14 protein-coding genes and 1 pseudogene are annotated in these 15259 nt (G+C 44.1%); 7 read left to right on the top strand and 8 right to left on the bottom strand.

Annotated elements, in window-relative coordinates:
* Positions 1 to 47 precede the first annotated feature (47 nt).
* From V6N89_RS00285 to radC, 5 genes and pseudogenes are all read right to left on the bottom strand, one after another.
* Positions 48 to 2152 (bottom strand): annotated as a pseudogene (locus tag V6N89_RS00285) (YjbH domain-containing protein).
* Positions 2149 to 2898, bottom strand: coding sequence for a capsule biosynthesis GfcC family protein (locus tag V6N89_RS00280; RefSeq protein ID WP_338519625.1), 750 nt, complete (start codon positions 2896 to 2898; stop codon positions 2149 to 2151). Before V6N89_RS00280 ends, V6N89_RS00285 begins: the two are co-directional and overlap by 4 nt.
* Positions 2898 to 3593: a YjbF family lipoprotein gene (locus V6N89_RS00275; RefSeq protein WP_338519624.1), complete on the bottom strand. Its 696-nt coding sequence runs from the start codon at positions 3591 to 3593 to the stop codon at positions 2898 to 2900. The genes V6N89_RS00280 and V6N89_RS00275 overlap by 1 nt, the downstream gene beginning before the upstream one ends.
* A gap of 84 nt (positions 3594 to 3677) precedes the next feature.
* Positions 3678 to 4049 (bottom strand): hypothetical protein, encoded by a 372-nt coding sequence (locus tag V6N89_RS00270; protein ID WP_346993252.1) that lies wholly within the window; start codon positions 4047 to 4049, stop codon positions 3678 to 3680.
* 93 nt (positions 4050 to 4142) lie between these two features.
* Positions 4143 to 4820: a RadC family protein gene (gene radC, locus V6N89_RS00265; RefSeq protein ID WP_338519621.1), complete on the bottom strand. Its 678-nt coding sequence runs from the start codon at positions 4818 to 4820 to the stop codon at positions 4143 to 4145.
* Positions 4821 to 4992: 172 nt separating this feature from the next.
* On the opposite strand from radC, the gene coaBC reads away from it, so the two are divergent.
* The gene (gene coaBC, locus V6N89_RS00260) at positions 4993 to 6216 is read left to right on the top strand and encodes a bifunctional phosphopantothenoylcysteine decarboxylase/phosphopantothenate--cysteine ligase CoaBC (RefSeq protein ID WP_338519619.1); all 1224 of its coding nucleotides are present in this window, start codon (positions 4993 to 4995) and stop codon (positions 6214 to 6216) included.
* Positions 6217 to 6374: 158 nt separating this feature from the next.
* Positions 6375 to 6962, top strand: coding sequence for a nucleoid occlusion factor SlmA (slmA, locus tag V6N89_RS00255; RefSeq protein ID WP_338519618.1), 588 nt, complete (start codon positions 6375 to 6377; stop codon positions 6960 to 6962).
* A gap of 63 nt (positions 6963 to 7025) precedes the next feature.
* On the opposite strand, the gene V6N89_RS00250 is transcribed toward slmA, so the two are convergent.
* The 3 genes from V6N89_RS00250 to V6N89_RS00240 form a co-directional block, all read right to left on the bottom strand.
* Positions 7026 to 7925 (bottom strand): capsular biosynthesis protein, encoded by a 900-nt coding sequence (locus V6N89_RS00250; protein WP_338519616.1) that lies wholly within the window; start codon positions 7923 to 7925, stop codon positions 7026 to 7028.
* 131 nt (positions 7926 to 8056) lie between these two features.
* Positions 8057 to 8203 carry a hypothetical protein gene (locus V6N89_RS00245; RefSeq protein WP_346993251.1) on the bottom strand — a complete coding sequence of 49 codons (147 nt, stop codon included), beginning with the start codon at positions 8201 to 8203 and terminating at the stop codon, positions 8057 to 8059.
* A gap of 194 nt (positions 8204 to 8397) precedes the next feature.
* Positions 8398 to 10035 carry a M28 family metallopeptidase gene (locus tag V6N89_RS00240; protein WP_346993250.1) on the bottom strand — a complete coding sequence of 546 codons (1638 nt, stop codon included), beginning with the start codon at positions 10033 to 10035 and terminating at the stop codon, positions 8398 to 8400.
* 205 nt (positions 10036 to 10240) lie between these two features.
* Between V6N89_RS00240 and V6N89_RS00235 the strand changes: the two genes are divergently transcribed.
* The 5 genes from V6N89_RS00235 to V6N89_RS00215 all read left to right on the top strand — a co-directional run bounded on the left by V6N89_RS00235 (position 10241) and on the right by V6N89_RS00215 (position 15252).
* Positions 10241 to 10576: a DUF1820 family protein gene (locus V6N89_RS00235; RefSeq protein WP_202263061.1), complete on the top strand. Its 336-nt coding sequence runs from the start codon at positions 10241 to 10243 to the stop codon at positions 10574 to 10576.
* A gap of 38 nt (positions 10577 to 10614) precedes the next feature.
* Positions 10615 to 12366 carry a DUF885 domain-containing protein gene (locus V6N89_RS00230; RefSeq protein WP_346993249.1) on the top strand — a complete coding sequence of 584 codons (1752 nt, stop codon included), beginning with the start codon at positions 10615 to 10617 and terminating at the stop codon, positions 12364 to 12366.
* A gap of 2 nt (positions 12367 to 12368) precedes the next feature.
* Positions 12369 to 12878 (top strand): hypothetical protein, encoded by a 510-nt coding sequence (locus V6N89_RS00225; protein ID WP_338519613.1) that lies wholly within the window; start codon positions 12369 to 12371, stop codon positions 12876 to 12878.
* 239 nt (positions 12879 to 13117) lie between these two features.
* Complete coding sequence (gene imuA / locus V6N89_RS00220; protein ID WP_338519611.1) at positions 13118 to 13807, top strand: translesion DNA synthesis-associated protein ImuA; 690 nt, start codon at positions 13118 to 13120, stop codon at positions 13805 to 13807.
* Between the two features lie 2 nt (positions 13808 to 13809).
* The gene (locus V6N89_RS00215; protein WP_346993248.1) at positions 13810 to 15252 is read left to right on the top strand and encodes a Y-family DNA polymerase; all 1443 of its coding nucleotides are present in this window, start codon (positions 13810 to 13812) and stop codon (positions 15250 to 15252) included.
* Positions 15253 to 15259 lie beyond the last annotated feature (7 nt).

Genomic DNA, 15259 nt, shown 5'->3' with positions numbered 1-15259 from the left:
GTATGCTCCCTTTTTACATTCTATACTTTTAATTAGCGAGCACTGCACTAATCGAAAAATGGTGAGCGCACTTCTGTTGTATCAATCAGGCGTACCGGTCTACGCAGCATCTGACCACCGTCTCGAGAAATCGGGATCCATGGGAAGATACCGCGACCTTTGGACGGCTTCAGCAAGAAGAGGTCGGTTGGAATAGAGATATAGAAGCCTTTCGTAAAGCTCCCTTCACCATATTCTTCTGACGATACATCGGTAAAGGCCGCGAACGCACCCACGATAATGCCGCTGTCGAATCGCTTCGCGAAGTCGATGTTTACCCCTTTGTCTTTAGCTAAGAACTGCCCTGCACTTACACTAATTTGGGTGCCGTCAAGAAATTCCGGTCGCCAATATACGCTAGCATGCCCTGTTAGCGCTTCGTAGTCGTCCATACCTAGCTGACTGTAAGGGTCACGCTGTTTGACATAGTTGATATCTAAACCGTAGGCAACACGGCTATCTACTGGGCGATACAGAATTTCGCCGCCCACGCCTGCAAACATGGTCTCTAGGTAGCCCCCATAGACCTGCGCAAAAACATTTTCGCTAATGCTGTCTTTATATTGCAGAAATCCGGTATCAAGCCAGATGTCATTTTCAGACACATACTCGCGTACTCGCGTTCTTACTCGAGGTAGTGACACTTCTTCGTTATCAACTAAGAAATTGAATTTATCGAAGTTGTCTAACAAGGTAACGCGTGCACTGCTGATAAATGCTAAGTTTTCATCAACAGCATATCCGCCCGTAAGCAACAAGCCTGTTTGATACAGATAGAAATCTTCTGGATTACCGAATGACTGTGTCCAGAAAAAATCAGCACCGTAGAACATACCCGTAGTATTTTCGGGGTCGTAGTCTTCCATTTGGCTTTGCGTAGGCGCGACACGTACGTACGTTTCTTTTATATCTGACTCAACGGATTCATATCGCGCAGCGGCGATAAAGGCCTCTGCATCAACTTGGGTGTTAACCATGGGAATGCCAGCACCATTGTCGATGATGTTGTAGGTTTTAACACTATCAGGTAATTCAGATGCTGCTATTCTACCAAGCCTTTCGATGGCTTCGTCTTGGTCGCGGTATGCCAATTGCGTACCGTAAAATACCGCGCTGTCTTCTGACACTTCTGCATCAGATAGCAGGAAGCCACCTTTTCGTACCATGTCGTTATACAGGCGCGACTTATTTACCTGATCTACCGTGTCTGGCGCACGTCTACTCATCAAAGAACGCGGAGCTTCATCAATTTTAATTTGCGACGCAGTATTCATGTTGAAACGATACGTAACACCGAAGCCAACCGTATTGCCACGCTGGTAATTTAGACTGAAGTCAAAATCTTTGTAGCGATACACGGCTCCAACGTTCCAGCGCGAGTCTTGCTCTAATACACCCGCTCTGTCACGGGAATAGTCGTTGCCTTCAAACTCAAGTTTCAGGGTTAACGGCTCCCAAGGGGTTTGATACTCAACGCCACCAAAAAAGGCTGCGGTTCCCTTAAAGAACTGATCGTAGTCTACCTTGCCACCGCGACCAGAAAACCCGCCAGGGCGTTCGCAAAAGCTGTCTTTTAATTCGCAGAAGGGGTTAGTAATATCGTCAGCGGTACCTAAATAGCCCCAACCTAACCCTAAGTGAAAGTCAAAAGGCCCTACAGATTTACTGGCATTGACGTACTCGCTTTCAAAAAAGCTTAGGTGCCCCCAAAGTCGCGAAATCCAACGCTTATATCAGGCAGGTAATAACTTTCCTTCCACACTCTAAATTTAACGTCTAGGCCTTTGTCTTTTAGGGTTTGATCACCACTAAACGAGTCAACCGGACTGTACAATTGCGTACGCACATCGGTATATCTAGCCGTTGCTTCCATCCAATCGAACAACTGAATGTTAACCGTCCAAAAGCGATACTCGCCGTTATCGGTATAGTTTATCGCCATACCACCTGCATCGCGCATACGCGCTGTGGGCGTTTGAATAAGGCCATTACCGCCTTGAACCATTTGCGATGGCTTCACACGCACCTCGGTATCTGCCATAGCAACCGACGACATTACGCCGCTTACCATTAACGCAAGCGTCGTTTTCTTTGAAATTAATGACACATTCATTGAGGTAGAACCCTGTGTACTGCTAGCGCAGCAACTCGCTTGTTAAGTACTTTAAGCTTGTTGCTAAAAAGTTCTGGGGAAATGGGAACGTATACTTGGCTTCCAGGCATAAGTTGCGCGGCATCTAAGTTCCAATACGCAATGCCTTTTTCTTCAACACTACCTGTAGGCGTAATGATATAAACATAGCTTCTATCGGCATCTACTGCTTTTTTAACCGTATGCACCGCAGTATACACTGAGGTATCGCTTTGGTGCTGATAAGCACCCGGCTTGGTTACAGCGCCAGAAAAATGAATGACATTGGGTCTACCATTAAGGCGAACCCAATATTTACCTGGCTGAAACATGGGATTGTCTTCGTGGAAAAGCCTTGCGCGGTTGTACGATACAGGCATGTCAATGCGCGTCGACACTGTCCATGAAGCAACTTGTTCATACAAATTTTCAAGTGCTTTATGCGTATCTGAGTCTTTGTCGAAGTGCGTCATAAGACTGCGAACTTCATCAAGAACTGCGCTTTTCTCGTTTTCCGCGTACATGTCGGTCAGATTAAACACTGCCGCTGTCGGCCAGTACCAATCACCATTTTCAGCCACAATCGATAATACGCTGGACAACCTGATGGGACGGTCAAATTGATAGGTTTGCTTGTTTACTCTTACGCTTACCGCGTTGTCTTGTGCATAGGTATTGTTGAGAGAAAAAAAGCCCAACAACGTAACCAGCGCCAATATCGGTTTCATTACTGTACTACTCCCTCAGCTTTTAACTGGCGGACAATACGGCTTAAATACACCATATCGTACGTGTCACCTTCAGGGCTAAACCGTTGAGTGGAAGCTAACAGCGCCTTTGTTGATTTATGCAAGTAGTAAACATTTTCCCATTCAAGGCCCATATCGATAAATGGCGTGTATTCAGGAAACGTTACTGTTTCTACCACCTTTAGCATAGGAAGTGAGTGGCCAAGATACTCACGCGACTCTTCGCCTTCAATACGCCATGAAGAATCTACGGAAAGGCCATAGCCTATACCGTCGACGTCAATTTTACGTTTCCAGCTGTAAGGCAAAACACTCTTTGTAGAAAGTGGGTTGTGCTGAAGGTTGCCCGTATAATACAAGTCGTTGTTAAGGCCTTCTGTTTTTACAATCACGCCGTGCTGTGTCGTAAATACAACTTTATCACCTGACACCCAACGATACTTTTCACCATCGATGTAAGCGAGAGCCAGCGATGCGCGATCTCGATCGCCAGCTTTGATCTGCATAAGATCTGCTTTACTTTCGGCTACTTGCTCTATGGAGTAATCAATTGAATTGTCTTTAAGTGCTAGAGACAACGTATTGTAATATGCGTATGTTGTTGTTGAACAACCAGAAACGGAAACAAGAAACAGAACTGCCGTAATACTGGACAGAAATACTCGTAATTTCATGGAAATGCGCCGACTAAGAGAATGTTTTTTCTACGAAAATAAAAAAGCCGCTAATAAAAGCGGCTTTCCTAGAAGCTTTACTATTTACTGTACAGTCGGAGCGTAAGTAAATGTAACAGGTACAGTGACAGTTGTAGTCATTGTATTAGTGCCTGTGCCAGTAACCGTTACTGTGTTTGTATTTGTAGTACCAACACAAACGTCGCCTACTAGAGGATCGTCACCTTCACACGTTGGCTCTGGCTCTGGACCTGGACCTGGAGGAGTAGTTGGTGCACTTGCTGAGTTGTTGTTGATAATACCAGCAATGATACCCGCAGCTACAACACCAGTTGCAATGTAGCCACCATTAATGTCGCCATCACCACTTGTGTTAGCACCACCGGTGCTATCTTGCGCGTTAACACCCGCAGCCATTGTTGCTGCAGCAAACAATGCAATAATTGACTTCTTCATAACAGTCCTTTAAAAAAATAACCCACTAAGTCCTATGCTAAATCATTTTCAACAACTTGACTAGATTATAATCGGAAAAATGACATAGTTTTCTTATGGTAGCAAGCCTCGTTGTGCAAATGAAACAGTTTCTTTGTCTCCAACGACAAAATGATCCAGCACTGGCACGTCGATCGCACTCATCGCAACCTTGATCTCTCCAGTCAAACGAATGTCTGCATTACTAGGCTCAGCGACGCCTGAAGGATGATTATGCACCAAGATCACGGCGGCGGCATTATCGATCATTACTTGTTTGATCAATTCTCTGGGGTATACCGCTGCACTATTGATCGTTCCGCTAAACATGGTGCGAAACGCAATAAGTTGATGCTGACTATCAAGCATCAAGAGCGCGAATTTTTCGCGCTCGCAGTCTCTTAATTTCGCCTGAAGAAAACGCTTTGTATCATCAACATTGTGAAACACATCTTGCCGCTTTAATTGAATTTCTAAGTTTCGTCGGTAAACTTCGAAACCCGCTTGAAACTGCGCATACTTGCATGGTCCAACGCCTGCGATTTTAGAAAATGTGTCACGAGAAGCAGTTACTACAGCGCGTAGGTCACCCAATGTGTTTAGCAATTCATGTGCAAGTGCCATTGCTGACTTTCCTTTTATCCCCTTACCTAAAAGCACTGCCAACAATTGGGCATCGCTCAGTGTGCTTGCACCATACTCGAGTAATTTTTCTCTTGGTCGCTCGTTTTTAGGCCAAACTTTTATCGACATACTTTGCTCACCAACCCAATACGTTTATGGGTGTTATAAGTGAAATAGCGCAGCGCAACGACTGTATGAAGGGCGGGTTTAATAAAAAAACTGAGAGCCTAACTTTGGTTCAGCTATCCGATTTTTCTCGACCGTGCTAGGCTAACGGTAATTTGTGAAATAGCGATTTACTATGTCGATTGCCAATAAAAATATCCTACTTGGTGTAACAGGCGGTATTGCTGCTTATAAAGCACCAGATCTTGTCAGAAAACTCACTGCACTTGGCGCAAATGTTCGTGTGGTACTTACCGACTCAGCAGCGGAATTTGTTAGCGCACTCTCGCTACAAGCTGTATCAGGGAATCCCGTCCATCAACATTTACTAGACCCAGCCGCAGAAGCTGCGATGGGCCATATCGAACTAGCTAAGTGGGCAGATTTATTACTAATTGCGCCAGCCACGGCCAATACACTGGCTAAGCTTGCACATGGCATGGCAGACGATTTACTTTCGACCCTTTATCTTGCCACCACTGCACGTTTATTTATTGCACCAGCAATGAATCAACAAATGTGGAAGGCACCAGCTACTCAAACTAACTTAAATGTGCTGGCTAGTCACGGCGTGCACTTTATTGGCCCCGCTAGCGGTGAACAAGCCTGTGGTGATGTGGGTTCAGGTCGTATGGTTGAACCTGTAGATATCGCTAATGAAGTAAACCAAGTATTTAGCGCGAATAATGTCGAGGCTGAATCACTTAATGGCTTAGCGGGTAAGCGTATTACGATAACGGCAGGGCCAACGCGCGAACCGCTCGACCCTGTACGCTACATTTCAAATCACAGCTCTGGAAAAATGGGCTTTGCCATAGCCCAAGTGGCCGCGCAGGCAGGTGCATCAGTCAATCTCGTTGCAGGGCCAGTATCACTTGCAACGCCAACAGGCTGCAGTCGCATTGACGTTACTACTGCTGAAGAGATGCTAGAAGCCTGTCAAACCCTTGTCCCCACTACTGACATATTTATCAGTACCGCTGCTGTGGCTGACTACAGAGCGGCAAGTGTCGCCGATAACAAAATAAAGAAAACTGGCGATGAGTTAACACTTACTTTTGTTAAAAACCCTGATATTCTAGCAACAGTCTCTGGTAGAAATGATAGACCTTTTTGTGTTGGTTTTGCGGCGGAAAGCCAAGATGTGGAAGCCTATGCCCGTACTAAATTAGCTAAGAAGCAATTAGATATGATTGCAGCTAACGATATCACCACTGAAGGTTTGGGGTTTAACAGCGACAATAACGCATTGCATGTCATTTGGTCTGATGGCGATAAAAAGCTACCAGCCACCAGCAAATATGCACTAGCATCGCAGTTACTTAACTTGATTGCGCAACAGCATAGTAAAACTCACTAGCTATGCACTAAGCTATAAGTTCGCACTCGCGTTCATAAAAGCTAACAGATACTTTTAGAGTGTCGATAATAACAATAATAAATACAACAATTGGTGTAAGCCAACTTAACATGGAGCCCGAGCACAACGCGCTCGGTTGCGGAGGAAATACAGTCGTCATGCCTGCTGTCAAAAAAACAAATCGCAGAGCGCAGATTCTGCAAGCACTTGCTGGAATGTTAGAAACCAGCCCAGGTCAACGAATTACTACTGCAAAACTAGCGGAAAAAGTCGGGGTTTCAGAGGCCGCGTTATACCGCCACTTTCCCAGTAAAGCGAGAATGTTCGAAGGTCTTATCGAGTTTATCGAAGAAACACTTTTCACTCGAATTAATAAGATTGTTAATGAAGAAAAAGATTCGCTCACACGCTGTCAGCTAATATTGCATCTCATTTTAGGGTTTGCCGAAAAAAACCCAGGCATTACGCGCATATTAAACGGTGATGCGCTGATGGGAGAGCAAGAGCGCCTGAGAGCGCGTATTGCAAAATTGTTCGAGCGTTTAGAGACGCAGTTAAAACAAGTTTTGCGCGAGAGAAAACTTCGCGAAGGTAAGACGCTTTCGGCTGATGAGGCTATTATCGCCAATATGCTAATAAGCTACACCGATGGACGAATTAATGCGTTTATTCGAAGTGGCTTTACGCGCAAGCCAACCGAACAATTTAATGAACAGTGGAATACGTTCAAACAAATGTTTATCTAACAAAATGGCGCTTGTTTAAGCGCCATTTTTGTATATCACAACTGCGTTTTTGAAAAGCACTTTCTATGCAGCATGCGTAGTGAGCAGCTTGGAAAACGAATCCTGTTTTAATAAACGTTGCGTAAGTGCATTTACGTGCTGTTCGTCCATGTTCGTCCAGGCTGTTGGAATGACGTAGTGTTCGTACATAAAGTTTAGAAAACCGCGCGTAACCTCTTCTTCGCCTTTGCAGTTTTCTAAGTTGTTTACCGCATCTAACAATGTTTGCTCAGACGTTGCTTGCGAACACACACCTTTGATACCGTAGCATGCGCTGCCAAGCGCAATAACGGACTTGCCTAGCAATAAAGACTCTAAACCAACCGTTGAGTTAATGGTGATGACAGCCTGAGACTGCTCAATAAGTGCTTGCGTGTTGCAGTTGTTGGCAAACACAATGCGGCTATGTTTGTTGTGTAGGTGATCGTGGCGAATGGACTCTGAAGGGTGCTCCTTCACGACAAAGTGCAAGCTAGGGTCATTTACATTATCAATGATATTTTCTAGATGCTTATAAAGCTGTGCCATGCACTTTATCCAAGGGGAATTAGCAATAATTTGGCTGTCAGTTTCTACCTGAAAAGGTACGAAAACATACTTAGCTGGCAATTCACTTAACGCTACGCCGCTTGCCTTTTCAGCCACCGGAGCGACCGGTATTAGCTCTGTGGGTAGGCAATTTACCGCGTTGCCAAAACTTCTATAGAAAGCGTCTTCCTTAGGCAAGGAATTTTGGCAGTTAACCCCTTTCCAATCACAGGTTGTTGAGTTAGGAAGCAAACCATTTTCAAAGTAAACCACTTCTTTACCCAACAATTTAGCTGCGGTCGCAATTGAGGAGCTTGGCAACTTTTGTCCATTCCACACCCCCACGACGTCCGCATTTTCCTTATCAATCAGTGCTGCTATTTTGGCGATATCCAATTGGATAAACAGCCGACTTAATGCGGTATAAAACTTCCACAGAACAGAGTTGGCTATTCGCGGATATTTCTTTTCTTTTTTAAGTAAATGCGGTCTGCTTAATTGCGCGATATCAGCCCGTTTTGCAATTTTTAAATAGGGAAGGTGAGCTTAGGTGAGAGTATCTTTTTATTTATCTTGATAACACTAGTAATAAGCGGTGTTGCTTCGGCAAACTTCTTAAAGTAGCGAATATGAGAACCACCGCGTGCAATCAGCAAATATCTTTTGTCTTTCATCACACCACCAACCCTTTTTGGTCTACTCAGTTGGGGTTGAGATTACTCTTTGGTAATGACAGAAATATTAACCAATTATGTATTCATGCTTATAGTGCGGATGATTTTTCTAGCTAATCAATCTGGGTGGCATACAAAAAAGCAGCGCTTATGTGCTGCTTTTTATAACCATCTGCAAGAAAAGTATTATGTCATTACTTGCCGAATGTGTTTCCGAAGAAGTCGCCTTTATTCCACTGAGGCTTGTCTTCTTGGTTTGCCAGTGTCCAACCAATTTGCGCATTTACCTTGGTAAAGGTCTCAGCAGCTTTCCAATTAAATGGCTGGTTAATATCATCGCTAGGCTTGTGATAATGTGTCGACAAGAACTGGCCAAACACTTTGCTGCCATCTACGTTAGGATCTTTCGATTTAAGGCCTGGCACCATGAACACTGCAGGCACACCTTGCTTAACAAACGCATAGTGATCTGAACGAGTAAACAACGCTTGTTCCGGCCATGGGTCTGGACTTAACTCGATGTCTGCATTTGCTGCGGCTTTTTCTACTGACGCTTGAAGGTCGCTGTGATTAGCACCAAAAGCAATTACATCAGCAAATTCATACGTCAAAATAGGCATATCCAAGTTTACGTTTGCCACCATTGACGTTACAGGTACTGTAGGGTTGCGAGCGAAATAATCAGCCCCTAGTAGACCTTTTTCTTCATAGGTTACCGACACAAACAAGATTGAGCGCTTTGGCTTTTCTTTCATTTCGCTGAACAAGCGCGCTGTTTCAAGCATAACTGACGTGCCTGACGCATTATCCATAGCACCGTTATTAATGTTGTCTTTCTTCACCGTTTTCGCAAAACCAATGTGGTCTGAATGCGCAGAGAACACAACATATTCGTCTTTTAGTTTTGGATCAGAACCTTCTAGAATGCCTACGACGTTAGGGCTGGTGATAGTGTCGTGCGTGCTCTTTTTGCTGATATCTACAGAACCTTTAAGTGCAAAGCCTGTTGGTACTTTGTCTGCTTCAAGCAATGCATATACATCGTCTAGGCTTTTCTCAGCACCGTTAAATAGCTTACGTGCTGCGCCTTCACTCATGTATGCGCCACCTTTTAGCTGCGCAAAACTGTTCGCTGGATTACCGTCTTTGTCTAGCCATGCCATGCGCGGCGTATGAATATAGTTCAGTCGACTCTGGTATGGACGCACTTTTTCGTTCTTAGGCGTAGTAATAGTGATCATACCGATAGCACCATTGTCTACTGCGTATTTTGACTTTTGGTAACCAGATGCAAAGTGTGCCCCTTCCTCAGATGGGAAATCACTTGGCTTACCTGCAAGCGCAACCACAATCTTACCTTCTACATCTAGGCCTTCGTAGTCGTTATGTGATAGTTCATCGGCAACGATACCATAGCCAACGAATACCATCTCACCGTTAACTTGTGCATCAGTGCTCAATAGGCTTGGGCCAGCCAAGTATTCCTTGGGGTAGTCAAAGCTAATGGTTTCGCCATTTTGAGTAAGTGTAAATGACGGCGACTCTTGAATAAGGTTTGCCTTTCTGAATGACACATTTTGAATATAGCCGTCAGTGCCCGCTGGCTTTAGACCATATTTTGCAAACTCTGTGGCAATGTATAGTGCGGCAATTTCGTGACCGCGTGAACCTGTGTCACGACCTTCTAGCAAATCATCTGCTAAAAAGAACAAGTGAGATTTGATGCGCTGCGTATTAGGGTTAAAGGCGCTTTCTGTCGATTCATGGTTATGTGCTGTCGCGGCAAATGTCATTGCCGTCATTGCACCACCAATAAGGAGTTTTCTTATCATTGTAGTTTTACCAATTAATTTCGTGATTACTTTGCCTAAGCAGACTGCATGGCATGGTATCGCAGTTCATAGTGGTAATGCTATTTTAAGCGAGCATACATTGCACCTAACTTCACCATGTGTTTCCTACCATTGCTCGTATTTTAGCGTCGTTGTAAAATTATGCGTTATTACGCGCAGCATTTTTAGGATTTAAGAGCAGCACATGTCTAAAGACGATACGCTTTATCGCGTTCAATTTGTGAGTAATGGCGAACGTTACGAATTGTATGTAAAAACCCTTATACAAGGGGCACTGTTTGGTTTTATTGAAATTGGCGATTTTGTATGGGATACCCATACCAGTGTTGTGGTAGATCCTAGCCACGAGCGCTTGAAATCAGAGTTTGCTGATGTCACCCAAACCTATGTGCCAATGCATAATGTACTTCGCATTGACGCGGTGAAGAAAAAAGGTTCAGCCAAAATTACTAAATTAGAAAATAAATCTGATAAAGTAACCTCATTCCCTAGTCCAATTTATACACCAACGAAAGAGTAACCGCCGGGTCTAGCTAGTAAAGGTTACCGGAGACCCTTATGTATCGCTATGTGTTAGCAGCAATACTGTTAGTAAGCAGTATCAATCTGTCGGCTAAGCCTAACAATGATGAAAGCTTGTACCAGCTATTAGATGAAATATGGCAATACGAGCTTTCTGTTTCTCCCTTACTAGCGTCGCGACAGGGTCACAGCGAACAAGCACATTTGCTGCCAGATATCTCGCCAAGCGCGCTAGCTAAGCAGCATAAGCAGTGGCAAGCGTTTCAGAAGTCTCTAGCGCAATACAACCAAGATACCATTTCTAAAGACGCCTATATTGCACTTTTAATGCAGCAGTATCGCCTTGCCAACTATGTAGATGAGTATACTTACCGTGCATATCTGGTTCCCATCAATTCGGAATATGGTTTTCATGGTGCAATGGCATCGCTGCCTAACCTATCTACGTTTAAGCGAGTAGAAGACTACAATGCGTATATTAGCCGCTTAAACGCCCTTCTCCCCTATTTTGAGCAACAGATGGCTTATATGAAACAAGCACTTAAAGAGGGGTACACCCAACCTAAAGTGGTACTTGCTGGGTTTGAGGATTCAATCTCTTCCTATTTAGTAGACAAGGTAGAAGACAGTGGTTTTTACGCGCCTTTCACGCGCTTCCCTGAGTACTTTTCAGAAGAAGAGAAAACAAACTTAACTAATCAGGGTCAACGCGCCATTAAAGAACATGTTTTACCCGCCTACCAAGCCTTTTACGACTTTATGGTTGAGGACTATATTCCTAACGCAAGAGATAACATTGCTGCCAATACTTGGCCTGACGGTGTCGCGTATTACGCTAATAGAGCCAAACATTACACCACGACGGATATGAGCCCGCAGGAAATTCACAACTTAGGTCTTGCTGAGGTAAAACGCATACGCAGCGAAATGCAGCAGATAGTGGATGAACTTGCTTTTGAGGGAGACATTAACGACTTTATCGCGTTTTTGCGTGAAGACCCTCAATTTTACGCCACCAGCGCAGAAGAATTATTAAAAGAAGCGTCGTTTATTGCTAAGAAGATGGACGCCAAGCTTCCTTCTCTTTTTGAATACTTACCCAGAACGCCATACGGCGTAGCACCTGTTCCAGATAGTATTGCACCTAAATACACAACAGGGCGCTATATTCACCCTAGTCGCGATGATCAGCCGGGTTATTATTGGGTGAATACGTACGCGCTTGATAAACGTCCGCTTTATGCTTTACCAGCGCTAACGTTGCACGAAGCCGTGCCGGGACATCACTTGCAAATTTCACTGGCGGCAGAACTTGAAGATTTACCTATGGTGCGTCGCAATACATATATTTCAGCGTTTGGTGAAGGCTGGGGGCTGTATTCTGAGTTTTTGGGTATTGAAGCTGGCATTTATGAAGACCCTTATGATAACTTTGGCCGCCTAAGCTATGAAATGTGGCGAGCATGCCGTTTGGTTGTCGATACGGGCATGCACACGATGGGTTGGACGCGTCAACAAGCTGTTGATTATATGATGGAAAATACGGCATTATCAGAACACAATGTGAATACAGAAATAGACCGCTATATTTCATGGCCTGCACAAGCGCTATCATACAAAATTGGTGAAATTAAGATTAAAGCACTTCGCAATAAAGCGGAAACCGCGCTTGGTGAAAATTTCGACGTACGTAAGTTTCACCGTGCAGTGCTAGAGAACGGTTCTGTTCCTTTGTTTATTTTAGAACAGCACATCAATACCTTTATAGAAGAACAAAAGGCTGACTAAGCATGATCGTTGCATTTAGTGTTATAGGATTACTCATCCTGCTGTTAATTTACTTTGTGCTTCGCGCGCAGAATCAACAAAAAGAACTCGCGCTATTGCGCCATTCTAATAAGCAGACAAACAACAAAGTTAACTATGCCTTTCGAAACCTAGTGCTGGTTAATGACCTGTTGGAAAAGAACTTAGTGCTTCGCATTGAAAGTGCTTTTAAGAGCCGCCTTATTGACCAAAACCAGTACAATGTACTGCATATGCTCATGAGAAACTTTTCTAACATTGTTATGGGTTGCTGTGAAAAAGGGCTGTCGTTTGAAGAGTCCTTAAACAAGGCATTAAGCTACGAAGAATTAACACTTGAAGATGTCAAGGAAGTGATAAAAGACTTACCTAGTAATGCACGTATGGCTTGGTCAAAAAATACGTCAGATGGCTTTATTGCTTTTTGTAACGCCGTCACCTCAGCTATTTCTGGCACAACAAAGTCAGAAAAAAGTGATGCACCACAAGAATAATACTCTCACTTCTGTAACATTATTATAAATGCTGTCTGCAATTTTTGCAGGCAGCATCTATCGACAGCTTAATCTCGATACTGCACTCACAATACTTAACTCTCTTACATTTAACTTTTCTGTTTTCCATACTTTTTAATAACTTAGAAAAGCACTGCGACAGATACTGCGAGTTTTTCTTGAAAAGGGTATTTGCTGCACTATAATACTGTATATAAATACAGTTCATTTTGAGTGCCATGCTAGAATCTTTATCAAAGCTTAACAAGCATCCGCATATATGGCGGGCCCGAGAGCAACATAAAGGCGAAACTAAATTTTCGCTTGGATATGCTCGTCTTGATAAAGCCCTCAATGGTGGTGTTGCATCTACAGGCCTTATACGCATTGCCTCATGCACTGGTGTAGGAGAGCTCACATTATTTAAACAGGTTTTATGCCATCAGCGTACGCATAAAATGGTGGTGTTTATTAACCCACCGGGTGTATTACAAACACCTTGGTTAGCAGAGTTGGGGCTAGATCTTCAGCAGGTGTTGGTAGTTAACACACAAAACGAACAAGACTCCCTATGGGCAGCAGAGCAATGTTTAAAAAGCACCGCGTGTCACTGTGTTGTACTATGGAGTAATGCTGTTGATGCCAAAGCCGCAAGGCGTTTACAAGTAGCGGCTACGCACAATGACGCCTTATGCTTACTTTATACCGCATTAAATAAAAACGTCCTCGCTCAGCCACTCCCTATATCACTGGATATTGCATTACACCACCGTGCACAGCAACTGTCTGTGGATGTTCGCAAACAGCGTCATGGTTGGCCAGTTAACAGTATTGCCATTGATCATCGCTGGACACCGGATAATCACGCTATTAAATGGGCCATGGAACATAACAAACTGACAGGCCAAGCACTCCACTCGGTAAGCTAATTATGCTGTGGATGTATATTCATTGCTATCAACTGACGTTAGATGCGTACTTGCAGACTATTGGTCATGGCGACAAGCCCCATGCGATGCCTGCAAAAGGCACACTGACTAGCGAGAACGGTAACCCTGTTGCGGTATATTGCAGTAAATCAAACCATATTACGCAGGTTAATAAGACTGCGCATAATATGGGCATTGAAGTAAACCATGGGCTTGCACAAGCCGCAGCCCTATGCCCCCACATTCATATACTGCCTTTTGATGCTGAAAACGAGCGAGTTATGCTGTTGCAGCTTGCCCATAAGCTTTACCCTTTTGCTTCTGATATTGCGCTTGATGAACACTGTGGTTTGGCTATACGGCTAGACAACCTTACGCATTATTACGGGGGGCATAAGGCACTGTGGTCGACACTTTCTCGGGAATTGTCGTTATCTGGTACCACTTACCACTTTGCCACCGCCTGGACTATAGAAGCAGCCAAAGTGCTGGCAAAGCACAAGGTAAACACATATTTAGACGCACACGATGATATCAAAAATGCATTGTCATCGTGCTCACTGCTACTGACTGAGTTAGCCCCTAAGGTAGTCGAGTCATTAACAAGGGTAGGCATTAAACATGTCCATCAGTTGCTGGCCATGCCCGTACACGAACTCGGCAGACGTTTTGATAATCGCACCATTACTTATTTAACCGCACTTCGAGGAGAAACCTTTCCCAAAGTCGTACTATTTAGACCACAGGCGTGTTTTGATGATGTGGTACTGCTGCCTTTTGATATTGAAAACACGCAGTATCTGGTGCCTTTTATTACGCAGCAACTTGAACACTTGTCGCATTATTTACGCGCGCGTAATTTACACACGGCATGTATTCATGTGCATATCCATTTTCGAGAAGCGCCGATTACCGTTATAGACATTCGCGCCGCCATGCCACAATCATCGGTAAACAGTTGGCTTAGCTTACTCACATTAAAAATAGAAAATGTAGTATTGCCAGAGCCCGCAACGGCGCTTTCACTTAAGTGCGATCAATTTGAAGATATCGACACCGACAACAGCGACTTTTTCAGCAATCGCTTTAACGAGGTTGCGCAAAAGCAATTAATTGGGCGTTTAAATGCCAAGCTTGGAGAAGACAGTACTTTTCAACCTAAAGCGGCAGATAGTCATCAATTTGAGTATATGACAGTCAATGAGGCCTCTGCCCCACTTAGCACCTACAGCAGTGACATTGCGCCCACGTTAACCTTTAAAAAGCCCAAGCCCCTTACCCAGCCTACTCACGTGTGTTTTGGCCCTATTAGACTACACAGTGAATGGTGGCACGACACGCCTTACAAACGTGATTACTTTATTGCTCAAACAACACAAGGCATACGCATGCTCATTTTTAAAGATGAAGCCAGTCAATGGTGGGCACAAGGGCTTTTTTGTTAGTGCTTGT

Origin of the sequence: Alteromonas gracilis (assembly GCF_036870955.2) — a bacterium.
Classification (GTDB): domain Bacteria; phylum Pseudomonadota; class Gammaproteobacteria; order Enterobacterales; family Alteromonadaceae; genus Alteromonas; species Alteromonas gracilis_A.
This window is presented reverse-complemented; position numbering and strand designations above follow the sequence as displayed.

Bases quoted from the DNA above. Each gene is read 5' to 3' on its own strand.
- V6N89_RS00280 (WP_338519625.1), bottom strand. From the start codon at position 2,898: ATGAAACCGATATTGGCGCTGGTTACGTTGTTGGGCTTTTTTTCTCTC.
- V6N89_RS00275 (WP_338519624.1), bottom strand. From the start codon at position 3,593: ATGAAATTACGAGTATTTCTGTCCAGTATTACGGCAGTTCTGTTTCTT.
- V6N89_RS00270 (WP_346993252.1), bottom strand. From the start codon at position 4,049: ATGAAGAAGTCAATTATTGCATTGTTTGCTGCAGCAACAATGGCTGCG.
- radC (WP_338519621.1), bottom strand. From the start codon at position 4,820: ATGTCGATAAAAGTTTGGCCTAAAAACGAGCGACCAAGAGAAAAATTA.
- coaBC (WP_338519619.1), top strand. From the start codon at position 4,993: ATGTCGATTGCCAATAAAAATATCCTACTTGGTGTAACAGGCGGTATT.
- slmA (WP_338519618.1), top strand. From the start codon at position 6,375: ATGCCTGCTGTCAAAAAAACAAATCGCAGAGCGCAGATTCTGCAAGCA.
- V6N89_RS00245 (WP_346993251.1), bottom strand. From the start codon at position 8,203: ATGAAAGACAAAAGATATTTGCTGATTGCACGCGGTGGTTCTCATATT.
- V6N89_RS00240 (WP_346993250.1), bottom strand. From the start codon at position 10,035: ATGATAAGAAAACTCCTTATTGGTGGTGCAATGACGGCAATGACATTT.
- V6N89_RS00235 (WP_202263061.1), top strand. From the start codon at position 10,241: ATGTCTAAAGACGATACGCTTTATCGCGTTCAATTTGTGAGTAATGGC.
- V6N89_RS00230 (WP_346993249.1), top strand. From the start codon at position 10,615: ATGTATCGCTATGTGTTAGCAGCAATACTGTTAGTAAGCAGTATCAAT.
- V6N89_RS00225 (WP_338519613.1), top strand. From the start codon at position 12,369: ATGATCGTTGCATTTAGTGTTATAGGATTACTCATCCTGCTGTTAATT.
- imuA (WP_338519611.1), top strand. From the start codon at position 13,118: ATGCTAGAATCTTTATCAAAGCTTAACAAGCATCCGCATATATGGCGG.
- V6N89_RS00215 (WP_346993248.1), top strand. From the start codon at position 13,810: ATGCTGTGGATGTATATTCATTGCTATCAACTGACGTTAGATGCGTAC.